The following is a 13,542-nucleotide window of genomic DNA, read 5'->3' on the forward strand; positions in this document are numbered from 1 at the left end:
AGGTCACATCTTCGGTCCAAACCCGGAGGATGCGATGACAACCTGGATCACGGTCTGTGACACCTGCAAACGCGATGGCTGGCTCGTCGGCGATACAGATGGCGAGAAACTGGCGGCAGCGGTTGAGGCTGCAGCAGAGGGCTCAGACCATGTGAAAACGCGCCGGGTGTCCTGCACCATGGGCTGTGTTCGGGCGTGCAACGTCACGCTGCAGGCCGAGGGTAAGCTGGCCTACACGCTGGGCGAATTCGAACCGGGGGCAGAAGCAGCCGAAGCTATTGTCGAATATGCCGAACTGCATGCGCAGTCCGAGACTGGGCAAGTGCCCTATCGGCAGTGGCCCCAAGGCGTGAAGGGCCACTTTGTCACCCGGATGCATCCGCTCCCAACGGAATGACGGGCCCGCGCGACCATGGCGGTGGCATTGATGCCGCCCGCGCCCACTATGGCGGCGCGCGCCAAGAGTGGATCGACCTGTCTACAGGGATCAACCCCCATCCCTACCCGGTTGCCGATCTGCCTGCCGATGCTTGGACCGCGCTTCCTGATGCAGGCGCGATGGAGCAGTTGTTGTCTGCCGCGCGCTCATTCTGGTCGGTGCCGGAAACGGCTGCGATCATGGCGGCCCCCGGCGCATCTGCGATCATCGCGCAGATTCCTTTCTTGCGCGGCGCAGGACGCGTTTCCATCCCGTCGCCCACCTATAATGAACATGCTGCCAGCTTTCGCATCGCAGGATGGACTGTGCTTGAGGCGATGCAAGAGGCCGAGGCATCCGTTGTTGTGCATCCAAACAACCCAGACGGCGCATTTCACACGTCCCCGGACGCCGACCTTGTCGTTATCGATGAAAGCTTCTGCGACGTCGCTCCGGATCGCAGCCTGATTACCGAGGCTACGCGCCCCGGGCGGATCATTCTTAAGAGCTTTGGCAAGTTCTGGGGCCTTGCCGGGATGCGTCTTGGCTTTGCCATTGGCGATCCGGACTTAATTGGAACGTTGAAGGATCGACTTGGCCCATGGGCCGTCGCAGGCCCCGCTTTGGCGACGGGGGCCGCCGCATTGAATGACGGCGAATGGGCCGAAGCGACCCGATTGCACTTAACGGCTGAGGCCGCGCGCTTGGATGACCTGATGATCCAAGCTGGAGCCAGAGTGGTTGGCGGCACCTCCCTGTTTAGACTTTACGACACCGATGATGCCGCGCGCTGGCAAGACGCCTTGGCGCGAAACCACATCTGGTCGCGCATTTTTCCATATTCCAAAACGTGGCTGCGGCTTGGGCTGCCGCCTGCGGACGGGTGGGAGAGGCTGACACAGGCGGTTTCAAGCGCACAGGCAACAGCGCGGCGATGACGCTTGCTTTTGCAATGATCCTCGACGCCATCTTTGGTGAACCAAAGTGGCTCTATAACCGAGTCCCTCACCCGGCGGTGCTTATGGGCCGCGCCATCGGATGGGCGGACAAACGGTTCAATTCAGGTTCCGGCAGGCGCGCCAAGGGGGCGTTTGTCATGGCTGCTTTGATCGTTGCTGCGGCGGCTCTTGGGCTTGCCATCGCGGAACTTGGCAACGTGGTCACTGCGATTGTCGCCGCCACGCTTTTGGCGCAGAGGTCGCTGGTTGATCACGTTGCGCGGGTCGCCGATGCGCTTCGCCTGTCAACGCAAGCGGGACGTTCCGAGGTCGCGATGATCGTCGGTCGTGACACCGCAGGGATGGATGATCCGGCGATTGCCCGCGCCGCCATCGAAAGCGCCGCTGAGAATTTCTCGGACGGCGTGCTGGCCCCGATCTTTTGGTTCGCTCTTGCCGGATTGCCGGGTTTGTTGGTCTACAAGATCACCAATACCGCAGACAGCATGATCGGCTATCGCACCCCCCGGCATGAAGCCTTCGGCTGGGCCGCCGCGCGGTTCGACGATGTCTTGAACTGGGTTCCTGCACGCCTGTCAGCCATCGCCTTTGCCGTTTGGACACCTGCTCTGAACGTGCAAGAACTCCTCGCAGACGCCCGTCTGCACCGCAGCCCGAACGCGGGCTGGCCAGAAGCAGCGATGGCCCAATCGCTGGACGTAGCCTTGTCAGGTCCGCGATCTTACGAAGGTGAGATGCGCAATTTTCCCTTCGTCCATCCAACCGGTCGTCGCGACGCCGGCCCCGCAGAAATCGACGCGGCGTGTCAGCGCCTATGGAACGCGTGGACCGTTACCCTGATCACAGTCCTGCTAGGGTCCGGAATTGCTACGTTGATCTAAGCGGGTGCTTTGATAGCGTGCGGCCAAAGAAACTGGAGGCCGCGCATGAAAACCCTGATCCTTTCCGCAGTATTCGCCATCGGAGCCACTGTGGCCACGGCCCAATGCGGCGGCAGCTTCAACAGCTTTGTTCAGGGCCTCAAGGCCGAAGCGATGGCCAAAGGACATAGTCAGGCGACCGTCGACGCGTTCTTTCGCGGGGTTCAGCAGGACGCCAAGACACTGCGTGCTGACCGCTCGCAAGGCGTGTTTCAAAAGCCGTTCATCGACTTTTCACGCGCCTTGATCAGCCAGAACCGCATCGACAATGGCGTGCGGAACTATGGCAAATGGCGGTCCGTGTTTGATCGCATTCAACAAGACTACGGCGTCAATCCGGGCGTTCTCTTGGCATTCTGGGCGTTCGAGACGGATTACGGCACGTTTCAAGGTAATTTCAACACGCGCAACTCCTTGGTCACGCTGGCCCATGACTGCCGCAGACCCGAACTCTTTCGGCCACAGGTGTTGGCGGCAATCGAGCTTTACGAGCGCGGCGGGATGGACCCACAGAACACGACAGGCGCGTGGGCGGGTGAGATCGGCATGGTCCAGATGCTGCCCGAAGATATCCTGACCAACGGCAAAGATGGCGATGGCGACGGGCGTGTTTCTTTGAAGACCTCGGCACCGGATGCCTTGATGTCAGGGGCGGCGATGCTGTCTGACCTTGGCTGGGCCCCGAACCAGCCGTGGCTGCAAGAGGTGATCGTTCCAGACACACTGGATTGGTCAAAGACGGGGCTTGATACGGAAATGTCCGTCGCGGACTGGCGGGCTCTGGGTGTGCAGGCCAGAACCGGTAATCTTGGCCCCGCAAACCTGCAAGCCTCTGTGATCCTGCCGCAGGGACGCAAGGGGCCAGCTTTCATCGCCTATCCGAATTTCCGTGTCTATTTCGAGTGGAACCAAAGCTTTGTCTACGTGACCACGGCCGCGTATTTCGGAACGCGGCTAGAAGGGGCCCCGGTCTATCGGGCGGGAAACCCGGATACCGGCCTGACAGGCGATCAGATGATTGTTTTGCAACAAAAGTTGCAGGCACGTGGCTATGACGTGGGCAAAGTCGACGGCATTCTGGGCGCGCGAACCCGTGCTGCCGTTCAGTCCGAACAGGCGCGGCTTGGATTGCCCGCAGACGCATGGCCCACGCCCGATCTGTTGAACCGCCTTTAAGGTCGGCGAATAGCAAAATCGTAAGACTTAAGCATCTTCTTGAGTATTAAGGATTCGGGTTCATCCAGTCGTCTCACCTTCTTTCGCCGCGATGTTTCGTGACAGTCAGAGGCGAGAGGCGGCAGGTTGAAAAGCTGCTACCCTTAAATGGTATCATCACCACTGACGCTCTTGACCGGGAAACGCAGGCCATCCTGATTGATCAAGATCAGCCGGTTTCCATTGCGAACATATGTATCGCAGCGCTCAAACCCGTGGTTGAAGAACGTGCAAACCACCCCGCCATCGCGGATCTCATAGCGTCCATAGGCGATGCCGCCGTCGGGGTAAGTGTAGCTGTAGCTTTCTGTGATCGAAAAGAACGAACGCCCGCCGTCATGGAATTCGTGGGTATGGCCCTTAAGTGTATCGACCATATCGGCAGCACTGAGCACTGTCTCCCCGTCGCGCAACCCCTGCGCCGACGCAGCTGACGCCAACATGGCCAAAACCAAAATCAGTCGGTGCATCCCGCTCTCCTTCGCCTCGGATCACCATAGCGATGGTTTAATCACGTCAGAGTCACGTTCGCGTTGACGCGGCCCTAGGCCACCAGCCGTTCGGCGTCGCGAAGGTCAACAGAGACCAACTGGCTCACGCCTTGTTCCTGCATGGTCACACCGAACAGCCGATCCATACGGCTCATGGTCACCGCGTGGTGCGTGATGATTAGGAAACGGGTGTTTGTGCGACGGGTCATCTCGTCCAGCAGATCACAGAAACGCGTCACGTTCGCATCATCAAGCGGTGCGTCGACCTCGTCCAACACACAGATCGGTGCCGGGTTGGCAAGGAACACCGCGAAGATCAGGGCAAGTGCTGTCAACGTCTGTTCCCCACCGGAAAGCAACGACAGGGTAGAGAGCTTTTTGCCAGGCGGTTGGCACATGATCTCAAGACCGGCCTCAAGCGGGTCATCGCTTTCGACAAGAACCAGCTTGGCCTCACCGCCGCCGAAGAGGTGCGTGAACAGAACCGAGAAGCTGCGGTTCACCTCGTCAAAGGCCGCCAGCAGACGTTCGCGGCCTTCTTTGTTGAGGCTCGCAATGCCAGTCCGCAAAGCGGAAATCGCGGCTTCAAGGTCTGCTTTTTCCGCTGCGAGGCCATCGCGTTCTTCTGCGACCTCGCGTGCATCCTCTTCGGCACGCAGGTTCACGGCCCCCAGACTGTCGCGCTGACGGCGCAGGCGCGCGACATCGGCTTCGATCCGATCAGAGGACGGCATGGTCTCTGGATCGACGTTAAGCTCTGCCAAGAGCTCTTGAGGTGTGACCTCTTGCGCCTCTTCGATGCGTTCGACGGCCAGTGCCACGGTCTCACGGGCAGCATCCATGCGGGCTTCGGCGCGAGCACGGTCCTCTCGCGCCACACCTGCGGCGCGCTCAGCCTCACGTTCGGCAATGGACGCCTCGCGGAGCGCTGTCTCAGCCGTCGCCAAGGTGTCTGCCGCGGCCTTGCGACGTGTTTCGGCGTCACCAATGGCGTCGGCCAGTTCAGCCCGCTTTGCAGCGATTTCATCGGGGGCTGCGGTTGCTTCTGCCAGCGCGACCTCATCCTTGGTCTTACGCTCTGACAGTTCGGCGGCGCGCGCCTCGGCGGTCTCAAGCCGGTGACGCCAGCCGGAGATATCCTTGGTGATTTCCTGCGAACGCTTGGTCCGCGCATCGCCCACGCGGCGCAACTCATCATGGGCCGCGCGGTGGGTCATCATGGTCATGCGCGCGGCTTCAACCGTGGCTTTGACGTCCTCAAGTTCTGCGCGGGTGGCTTCGATATCGGGCAGCGCCTTCACGGCGGCCTCGGCCTGAGCAAGCGCGCCGCGTGCTGCCGTCTGCTCTTCTTCGTGCCGTGTCACAGCCAGCGACAGTGTTTCGACCCGGCCTTCGGCCAATGTCTTCTCGGACTCTGCCTTGCTCATTGCACGCGCAGCTTCGGCGCGGCGTTGGTCTGCACTGCGCCGAGCGGCGCGGGCGGCCTGATCGGCTTCGGTCGCGGCTTTCAGCTCTTGTGCCGTTCGCTCGTGGCGGGCACGTGCCGTCTCGACCTTTGCTTCGGCATCAGAAAGATCGGCCTGCAATGCGGTCAGCCGGTTGATCTGTTCCAGACGGATCGCGGCTGCCGAAGGCGCATCCGCCGCCGTGGCCACGAAGCCATCCCACCGCCACAGGTCCCCTTCGACGGAAACCAGCCGCTGTCCCGGCTGCAAATCACCCTGCAACGCCGCGCCTTGGGCTGCGTCCACCACACCGATTTGCGACAGACGGCGACCAAGAGCCGCCGGACCGTTCACGTGCGCATCAAGAGGCGCCGCGCCAGAGGGCAGCGCAGCAACGCCGCTATACCCCGGCAAGGTGCGCCAGCCAGACCCGGTCCCGTCAATGACAGCCGCCTTCAGGTCATCAGCCAAGGCTGCGCCCAACGCTTTTTCATAGCCACGCGTCACGCTGATTTGGTCCAGAACGGTGCCGCGAGTGCCGGTGTCCCGTTCGACCAACCGTGCAAGCGCCTGAACCTCAGCCTTGATCGCGCTGGCCTCACCGTCCGCCTCAGAGCGGGCTGCGCGGGCTTCGGATTCAGCCGATTGGGCATCGGTGCGTGCCGCTTCGGCAGTGGCCAGCGCAGCCTCGGACTCGGTCACGGCGGCCTGCGCATCGCGATCTGCCTCGCTTGCCAACTCAAGCGCCGCAGATGACTGTTCGACCGCCTGCCGGGCCTCGCCCATAGCGTCCTTGGCGCGGGTCGCTTTTTCAGTCGCGTTTGACAGGGCCTTTTCGCAGTCCTGCGCATAGCGCGCCGCCGACTGGTGACGCGCCACAAGGCGGGCCGTGTCCTCGGTCTTTTCAGACAGGGTCGCCTCGCGATCTTGAAGAATAGACGCCGAATTGCGGGCCGTTTCGCTGGCAGCTTCGAGGGCTTCAGCATGACCCTCAGATGCCTTGGCGATTTCCGCAGCTTCCCATTCCAACTGTTCAATGGTCTGGGCCGCGTCGCGGTTCAGCCCCGCCTCTCGCTCAATATCGCGGGCGAGTTGCGCAATACGGTTTTGAAGAGTTTCGACGGCCTGCCGGGCGTTCGCCTCTTGGTCGGCCAAGGTATCGCGCTGAACCTGCAAACGCTGCAGGATCGCGGCCGCAATCGCCTCTTCTTCCCGCTTAGGCGGCAGCGCATCTTCGGCTTCCGCGCGCGCCTTGGCGGCTTGACGTGCAGCAGTCTCGGCCTGCGCTGCGCCAGTTGTCTGGTTACGCAGAGCCGCCTCTGCGGCAGCGCGCGCCTCATCTGCCTCACGCCAACGGCGATAGAGCAGCAGACCCTCGGCGTGGCGCAACTCACCTCCGATTGTGCGGTAGCGCTCGGCCTGTTTGGCCTGCCGCGCCAAGGATGCAAGCTGTGCAGTCAGCTGTTCCAGTACATCATCGACGCGGGCCAGGTTTTGCTCGGCCCCTTTCAGCTTCAACTCGGCCTCATGGCGCCGCTGATAAAGGCCGCTGATGCCAGCCGCCTCTTCCAACACCCGACGGCGCGCCTTTGGCTTGGAGTTGATCAGTTCTGAAATCTGCCCTTGCCGGACCAGAGCGGGCGAATGTGACCCGGTCGAGGCATCGGCAAACAGCATTTGAACGTCACGCGCGCGCACGTCTTTGGCGTTGGCCTTGTAGGCAGACCCAACATCGCGCGTGATCCGGCGGATCACTTCAAGCTGGTCTTCATCGTTGAAGCCAGCAGGCGCGAGGCGTTCGCCGTTGTCTATCGTCAGAGATACCTCGGCAAAGTTTCGAGCAGGCCGCGTTGCAGCCCCGGCAAAGATCACATCCTCCATGCCACCGCCACGCATCGCCGTCGGACGGTTTTCGCCCATGACCCACCGCAGGGCCTCCAGAAGGTTCGATTTCCCACAGCCGTTCGGCCCAACCACCCCTGTCAGACCATCCGCGATGATCAGGTCAGTGGGATCCACAAAGCTCTTGAAGCCATTCAGTCGTAGCTTGGAAAACCGCAAGGGCCGTCTCCGATTCCATTGGTCAGGCATCGTGGCCGGGCGACTCGGGCTGTGTCAACTGTATGTCGGGGCACCCGCCGGGTTATCCACAAGATATGGGCGGTAGGCATATATCGAAGCTTAGGGGACGTGACTTCACGCACCAATATCCAAGCCTTTGAACGGTGCGTGGAACCACGCACGCTCTCAAAGCATAGTCGCTTTGCACCCGGCACCCGTCGCGTCGCATCTTGACCCCCCGCACGATTCCGCCGCACATGATCCTCGCACGGTGCTCCACATGGTGATCCATCACCTAGGGGCTGAAATGGGAATGAGGTGACAGGCGACCCAATTCGGGGCCCCACTCCTCAGCCGCCCCCGCGACTGTAAGCGGTGAGCGCCCGTCATACGCCACTGGGATCAGATCCCCGGGAAGGCGACGACGCGCTACGACCCGCAAGCCAGGAGACCAGCCGGCAGACGCAACACCAACTCCCGTCGGTGGGACGGGTCAGGAGAACTGATTATGCCAGCCAAGATTCCGGCAACGGTCGTCACGGGCTTTCTCGGTGCAGGGAAAACTACGCTCATCCGCCATATGCTGCAAAACGCCGAGGGCAAGCGCATCGCGCTGATCATCAACGAGTTCGGCGACTTGGGTGTGGACGGCGACATCCTCAAGGGCTGCGGGGACGAGACCTGCAAGGAAGAGGACGTGATGGAGCTGTCAAACGGCTGCATCTGTTGTACCGTGGCCGATGACTTCATCCCGACAATGGAAAAGCTGCTGGATCGCGACGAGGCCCCCGATCACATCGTGATCGAAACCTCTGGCCTCGCCCTTCCACAACCGTTGGTCCGCGCCTTCAACTGGCCGGGCATCAGCACGAAGGTCACCGTTGATGGGGTTGTGACTGTGGTGGACGGCAAGGCCGTGAGCGAGGGCCGCTTTGCGCATAACCTCGATGCGATTGAGGCACAGCGGAAGGCGGATGAGGAACTCGACCACGAAACGCCGCTATCCGAACTGTTCGAAGATCAGGTGGCCTGCGCCGATATGATCGTCGTGAACAAGGCGGACCTTTTGGGCACGGATGAGGCCGACACATTGGTCGGCAAGCTCAAGACCGATAGCCGCGATGGCGTTCAAGTCGTGAAAGCCACCAAAGGCGCGCTGCCGGTCGGCGTGTTGCTGGGTCAGGGCATCGGCGCGGAAAACGATCTGGACGCTCGCCACGAGGTGCATCACCATCATCATCACGATGACGACCACCATCACCACGATGATCATGACCACGAGCATGATCATCATCACGACCATCATCACCACCACGATCATGACCACGACGCCTTCGAGAGCTTTGTTGTCACGCTGGGCGAAGTTTCTGACCCGGCCGCGTTTTCAGCCAAAGTCGAAGACACGATCCGGGCGCATGACATCCTGCGTCTGAAAGGCTTTCTTGCCGTTAGCGGAAAACCGATGCGCATGACATTGCAAGCGGTCGGCCCCCGGATCGAAACCTATTACGATGAACGCACCGTGGACCGCACAAGCCGCCTTGTCGTGATTGGTCAAGCGGGCCTCGACCGCGCCGCGATCGAAGCCGCGCTTGCCGCATAAATCCAACGCAATCCCGGATCACATCCGGGACGCAACCCGCAAAAGCCCCGGCAATGATCATCGTCGAACCCAACACCCCGACCCACCCGGACGCCGTCCGCCTGCTCGACGCCTCACAGGCCTTGATGCAGGAAATCTTTGCGGACGAGGAGAACTTTGCGCTGGATCACGCCGCGCTCGCCGCGCCGGACATCCGGTTTTTCACCGCGCGCGACGGGGCAACACTGCTGGGTTGCGGCGCAATGCAGATCAAAGACGGCTATGGCGAGGTCAAATCCTTTTACGTCTCACCCGCGGCGCGCGGAAAAGGGGTCGGCGCCGCATTGATCCGTCAGATCGAAGATCAGGCACGGGACGAAGGCCTGTCGGTTCTCAACCTTGAAACGGGCGATGAGCTTGCCGCCGCCTGCCGCCTCTATGAGCGGCACGGGTTCACCCGGTGCGGGCCGTTTGGCGAATATGAAGACAATGGATCATCTGTCTTCATGACCAAAACACTGTGACTTACTGCCTGAACATCCGAATGAACGGCAGGCCCAAAAGCGCCTCCCACCAGGACCGGGCACCTTGGATCGGCACATTGAAGTCCTTGGGATGGCCGCGCATTGTCTTGCCCTTCATCGCGTCATCGGCGAACTGGTCTGCGGGTTTGGCGGGCTCGTCTTTGATATGTGGTGAATGTTTCATCACCAGTCCAACGACCCAGAGCTAGGAACAGTTCCATGCATCTTCTTGCCGCCACGCCAGGCAGTGCCGTTGACGCACAAGAGCCCGTTGACCTGGGTCAGAGCCCTGCTGATGTCGTCGTGATTTCAGCGGCTGATACAGAGCTTGCGGCGCTGTCGCAGGCCCGATCCGAGATGGCAGATGCGCCAACCCTGCGATTGGCGAACCTGACCCACTTGTCCCACCCATTATCGGTGGACATGCACCTTGAGGCCTGCGCCTCCAAAAGTCGCCTTGTGATCTGCCGCCTGCTGGGCGGCGCTGGTTACTGGCGCTACGGATTTGAACAATACGCCGCGCATTTGCAGGCGGCGCGTGTTCCTGTCGCCTTTTTGCCGGGCGACGACAAACCCGACACGGAATTACGCGAACTCAGCACCGTCACGGCAGAGGATTACGACGCGCTCTGGGCCTACCTTGTCGAAGGCGGGCCTGAGAACGCCAAACGGTTTCTCACATACACCCGTGCGATACTGGACAGCACGGACAAACCTGCGCCCGCGACGCCACTGCTCAAGGCCGGCCTCTATTGGCCGGGAATGGAAAACCCCGATATTGCGCGCATTCAGAACGCCTGCGCACCCAACGCGCCGGTTGTGCCATTGATCTTTTACCGTGCCTTGGTACAGGGCGCGGGGCTGAACCCGATCAATCGGCTGGTGAAATCCCTGACGCGCCGGGGTCTTGCACCGCTTCCGATCTTTGTCGCGTCACTGAAAGACCCGCTTTCCGTCGCAACGCTGCAAAACTTTTTCGAGACCGCGCCGCCCAGCGTGATACTAAACTGCACCGCCTTTGCCGTTGGCAGCCCGCATCAGGGTGATGACGGCCTCGACAACCCCCTGACGATGCCTGCGGCGAACAAAGCCCCCGTGTTTCAGGTCGTCCTCGCCGCCGGATCAGAAGAGGCGTGGCGAGACGGCACAAACGGCCTCAGCGCGCGCGACATCGCCATGAATGTCGCCCTGCCAGAAGTGGATGGCCGCGTCCTGTCGCGCGCGGTCAGCTTCAAGGATGAGGCGTTCTTTGACGAGGCCACCGAATGCCCCATCGCCACCTATCGCGCGGAAGGCACGCGGATTGAGTTTGTCGCCGATCTTGCCGCGAACTGGGCGCGCTTGCGCAGCACGGCTCCCGCAGACAAACAGGTAGCGCTGATCCTTGCCAACTACCCTAACAAGGACGGTCGCCTCGCAAATGGCGTGGGCCTCGATACACCCCAAGCGACCGTGAACATGCTGCATCTGCTGGCGACAAACGGCTATTCCGTCGAAGATGCCCCAGCCAGCAGCGCCGATCTCATGGATCAAATCCTTGCAGGCCCGACCAACTGGCTCACCGACCGGTCCGACCGCGACGGCGGTGTCACGCTTCCGCTCGACACCTACGAAGGCCACTACAAGAAACTCCCCTACGGGGTCCGCCAACAGATCGAAGACCGCTGGGGCGCGCCTGAGGCCGATCCCTTCTATGTTTCTAAAATACTCGCGCCGCAGGCATCCGCCGCAGGCGGATTCAAACTCTCGGTCCTGCAGTTTGGAAACGTAACTGTCGGTGTGCAACCGGCGCGCGGCTATAACATTGACCCGACAGAGACCTACCACGATCCCGACCTTGTCCCACCGCACAACTATCTGGCCTTCTATTTCTGGCTGCGGCACGTGCAGGGCGCGGACGCCATCGTCCATATGGGCAAGCACGGCAATTTGGAGTGGCTACCGGGCAAAGCGCTCAGCCTGTCGGAAGAGTGCCTTCCCGAGGCTGTCTTTGGCCCAACTCCGCACCTCTACCCGTTCATCGTCAACGACCCCGGCGAAGGCACGCAGGCCAAGCGGCGCGCGCAGGCAGTTATCATTGACCATCTGACGCCCCCTCTGACCCGCGCGGAAACCTATGGACCGCTCAAGGACCTCGAAGCGCTCGTCGATGAGTATTACGAGGCCGCTGGCGTGGACCCGCGCCGCATTAAGCATTTGCGGGAACAGATCCTGAGCATGACCGCCGCGACGGGGCTGGATCGGGATGCCGGGATGGAGGGTACCGACACCGACAGCGATCTCGCCAAACTCGACGCCTATCTGTGCGACCTGAAAGAGGCTCAGATCAGGGACGGATTGCATATCTTCGGTACCTCGCCCGAGGGCGTCCAGAGACGCGATCTCGCCATTGCGCTTGCGCGCGTGCCGCGCGGTAAGGGGCAAGGCGGCGATGCGTCTTTGATCCGGGCTCTGGCAGCCGATTGCGGCGTCGATATCGACCCGCTCGATTGTGACATGGCCGCCCCTTATAATGGGCCGCGGCACAAGTTTCTTGAGACCGCCGGATCGGGACCTTGGCGCAGCAATGGCGACACGGTCGAGCGTTTGGAAGACCTCGCGATTCTCGCGGTCCAATGGAAGGACACGCCGAAGCACTTCACCCACACCGCCCCGGTTCTGGAGGAAATGCACGCCAAACTTATCCCTGCGATCCGTGCCTGCGGTGACGCCGAGGGCACGGGCCTCCTCACCGGTCTAGCTGGCCAGTTCGTCGCGTCCGGTCCCTCTGGTGCGCCCACGCGTGGACGACCAGATGTTCTGCCCACAGGGCGCAATTTCTTCTCGGTAGATAGTCGCGCAGTCCCCACACCAACAGCATGGGCTTTAGGGTGGAAATCGGCCAATCTCTTGATCGAAAAACACCTGCAAGATCATGGCGACTGGCCCCGGTCCCTGCTGCTCTCGGCATGGGGTACAGCCAACATGCGCACCGGCGGAGACGACATTGCGCAATGCCTTGCGCTGATGGGTGTCAAACCCACTTGGGATGCCGCCAACCGCCGCGTGACTGGGTTCGAAGTCCTGCCGCAATCCGTTCTTGGACGTCCGCGCGTGGATGTGACCCTGCGCGTCTCGGGCTTCTTTCGTGACGCTTTCCCCGGCCTCATCGACCTTGTCGATGCAGCAGCGCGCGCGGTGCAGGCGCTGGACGAACCCGAGGCCGACAACCCGGCGCGCGCCAATCCGGGTGCGCGGGTCTATGGCTCGAAACCCGGAGCCTATGGCGCGGGGCTTCAGGCGATGATTGATGAACGCTTGTGGAAGGACAAAGACGATCTGGGCCGCGCCTATATCGAATGGTCATCCTACGCCTATGGGAACGGCCGCGACGGCGCGCGCGATCAGGCTGGATTTGAAAACAGGCTCGAACGGGCGGAAGCCGTCGTGCAAAACCAAGACAATCGCGAACACGATATCCTCGACAGCGACGACTATTATCAATTCGAAGGCGGTGCTGCGGCCGCGATCCATGCCATGCAAGGTCGCGACAGGCCGGTCTATCACAACGACCATTCGCGCCCGGAACGTCCGGTGATCCGCACGCTGGATGATGAGATTGCCCGCGTCGTCCGATCCCGCGTCGTGAACCCCAAGTGGATCGAAGGCGTCAAACGTCACGGATACAAAGGCGCGTTCGAGCTTGCGGCGACTGTCGATTACATGTTCGCCTTTTCGGCAACGACCGGCGCCGTCAAAGGCCACCACTTCGACGCCGTCGAGGCGGCTTTCCTTGCCGATGAAGACACCCGTGACTTCATCGCAGAAGCCAACGCCCCAGCGCTGGCCGACATCGCGGACCGGCTGCAGGAGGCGATTGACCGGGGACTGTGGGTGCCTCGCAGCAATTCGGCCCGTGCGCGGATTGCCGAGTTCAGCCGATAGCCG

The 13,542-nt window shown here is 61.6% G+C and carries 10 protein-coding genes and 1 riboswitch; of the genes, 7 read left to right on the top strand and 3 right to left on the bottom strand.

Annotated features, from left to right (window positions below; genetic code table 11):
* The first annotated feature begins 34 nt into the window (after positions 1 to 34).
* The 4 genes from FE702_RS10960 to FE702_RS10975 are packed head-to-tail and all read left to right on the top strand — an operon-like array spanning position 35 to position 3,473.
* Complete coding sequence (locus FE702_RS10960) at positions 35 to 397, top strand: DUF1636 family protein (protein ID WP_147126344.1); 363 nt, start codon at positions 35 to 37, stop codon at positions 395 to 397.
* Positions 394 to 1,356, top strand: coding sequence for a threonine-phosphate decarboxylase (locus FE702_RS10965; RefSeq protein ID WP_147126345.1), 963 nt, complete (start codon positions 394 to 396; stop codon positions 1,354 to 1,356). The genes FE702_RS10960 and FE702_RS10965 overlap by 4 nt, the downstream gene beginning before the upstream one ends.
* Positions 1,353 to 2,258 carry an adenosylcobinamide-phosphate synthase CbiB gene (cbiB, locus tag FE702_RS10970; RefSeq protein ID WP_147126346.1) on the top strand — a complete coding sequence of 302 codons (906 nt, stop codon included), beginning with the start codon at positions 1,353 to 1,355 and terminating at the stop codon, positions 2,256 to 2,258. The genes FE702_RS10965 and cbiB overlap by 4 nt, the downstream gene beginning before the upstream one ends.
* 45 nt (positions 2,259 to 2,303) lie before the next feature.
* Positions 2,304 to 3,473, top strand: coding sequence for a lytic murein transglycosylase (locus FE702_RS10975; protein ID WP_147126347.1), 1,170 nt, complete (start codon positions 2,304 to 2,306; stop codon positions 3,471 to 3,473).
* Between the two features lie 143 nt (positions 3,474 to 3,616).
* On the opposite strand, the gene FE702_RS10980 is transcribed toward FE702_RS10975, so the two are convergent.
* Together FE702_RS10980 and smc are read right to left on the bottom strand one after the other, a co-directional pair.
* On the bottom strand, positions 3,617 to 3,982 hold the full coding sequence (locus tag FE702_RS10980; RefSeq protein WP_147126348.1) for a hypothetical protein: 366 nt from the start codon (positions 3,980 to 3,982) through the stop codon (positions 3,617 to 3,619).
* Between the two features lie 74 nt (positions 3,983 to 4,056).
* Positions 4,057 to 7,509, bottom strand: a complete 3,453-nt coding sequence (gene smc / locus FE702_RS10985; protein ID WP_147126821.1) for a chromosome segregation protein SMC — start codon at positions 7,507 to 7,509, stop codon at positions 4,057 to 4,059.
* 264 nt (positions 7,510 to 7,773) lie between these two features.
* A riboswitch (cobalamin riboswitch) is annotated at positions 7,774 to 7,983 on the top strand.
* A 34-nt stretch (positions 7,984 to 8,017) separates the two neighbouring features.
* Here smc and cobW point away from each other — a divergent pair.
* Positions 8,018 to 9,112, top strand: a complete 1,095-nt coding sequence (cobW, locus tag FE702_RS10990) for a cobalamin biosynthesis protein CobW (protein WP_147126349.1) — start codon at positions 8,018 to 8,020, stop codon at positions 9,110 to 9,112.
* 53 nt (positions 9,113 to 9,165) lie between these two features.
* On the top strand, positions 9,166 to 9,615 hold the full coding sequence (locus FE702_RS10995) for a GNAT family N-acetyltransferase (RefSeq protein WP_147126350.1): 450 nt from the start codon (positions 9,166 to 9,168) through the stop codon (positions 9,613 to 9,615).
* A 1-nt stretch (position 9,616) separates the two neighbouring features.
* On the opposite strand, the gene FE702_RS11000 is transcribed toward FE702_RS10995, so the two are convergent.
* Positions 9,617 to 9,799 carry a hypothetical protein gene (locus FE702_RS11000; RefSeq protein WP_147126351.1) on the bottom strand — a complete coding sequence of 61 codons (183 nt, stop codon included), beginning with the start codon at positions 9,797 to 9,799 and terminating at the stop codon, positions 9,617 to 9,619.
* A 35-nt stretch (positions 9,800 to 9,834) separates the two neighbouring features.
* Between FE702_RS11000 and cobN the strand changes: the two genes are divergently transcribed.
* Entirely contained in the window at positions 9,835 to 13,539 is a 3,705-nt protein-coding gene (cobN, locus tag FE702_RS11005; protein WP_147126352.1) for a cobaltochelatase subunit CobN, read from the top strand.
* Positions 13,540 to 13,542 lie beyond the last annotated feature (3 nt).

The sequence above is a fragment of the Shimia ponticola genome, from assembly GCF_007995215.1.
Taxonomy (GTDB): Bacteria; Pseudomonadota; Alphaproteobacteria; order Rhodobacterales; family Rhodobacteraceae; genus Shimia_B; species Shimia_B ponticola.

Bases quoted from the DNA above. Each gene is read 5' to 3' on its own strand.
- FE702_RS10960 (WP_147126344.1), top strand. From the start codon at position 35: ATGACAACCTGGATCACGGTCTGTGACACCTGCAAACGCGATGGCTGG.
- FE702_RS10965 (WP_147126345.1), top strand. From the start codon at position 394: ATGACGGGCCCGCGCGACCATGGCGGTGGCATTGATGCCGCCCGCGCC.
- cbiB (WP_147126346.1), top strand. From the start codon at position 1,353: ATGACGCTTGCTTTTGCAATGATCCTCGACGCCATCTTTGGTGAACCA.
- FE702_RS10975 (WP_147126347.1), top strand. From the start codon at position 2,304: ATGAAAACCCTGATCCTTTCCGCAGTATTCGCCATCGGAGCCACTGTG.
- FE702_RS10980 (WP_147126348.1), bottom strand. From the start codon at position 3,982: ATGCACCGACTGATTTTGGTTTTGGCCATGTTGGCGTCAGCTGCGTCG.
- cobW (WP_147126349.1), top strand. From the start codon at position 8,018: ATGCCAGCCAAGATTCCGGCAACGGTCGTCACGGGCTTTCTCGGTGCA.
- FE702_RS10995 (WP_147126350.1), top strand. From the start codon at position 9,166: ATGATCATCGTCGAACCCAACACCCCGACCCACCCGGACGCCGTCCGC.
- FE702_RS11000 (WP_147126351.1), bottom strand. From the start codon at position 9,799: ATGAAACATTCACCACATATCAAAGACGAGCCCGCCAAACCCGCAGAC.
- cobN (WP_147126352.1), top strand. From the start codon at position 9,835: ATGCATCTTCTTGCCGCCACGCCAGGCAGTGCCGTTGACGCACAAGAG.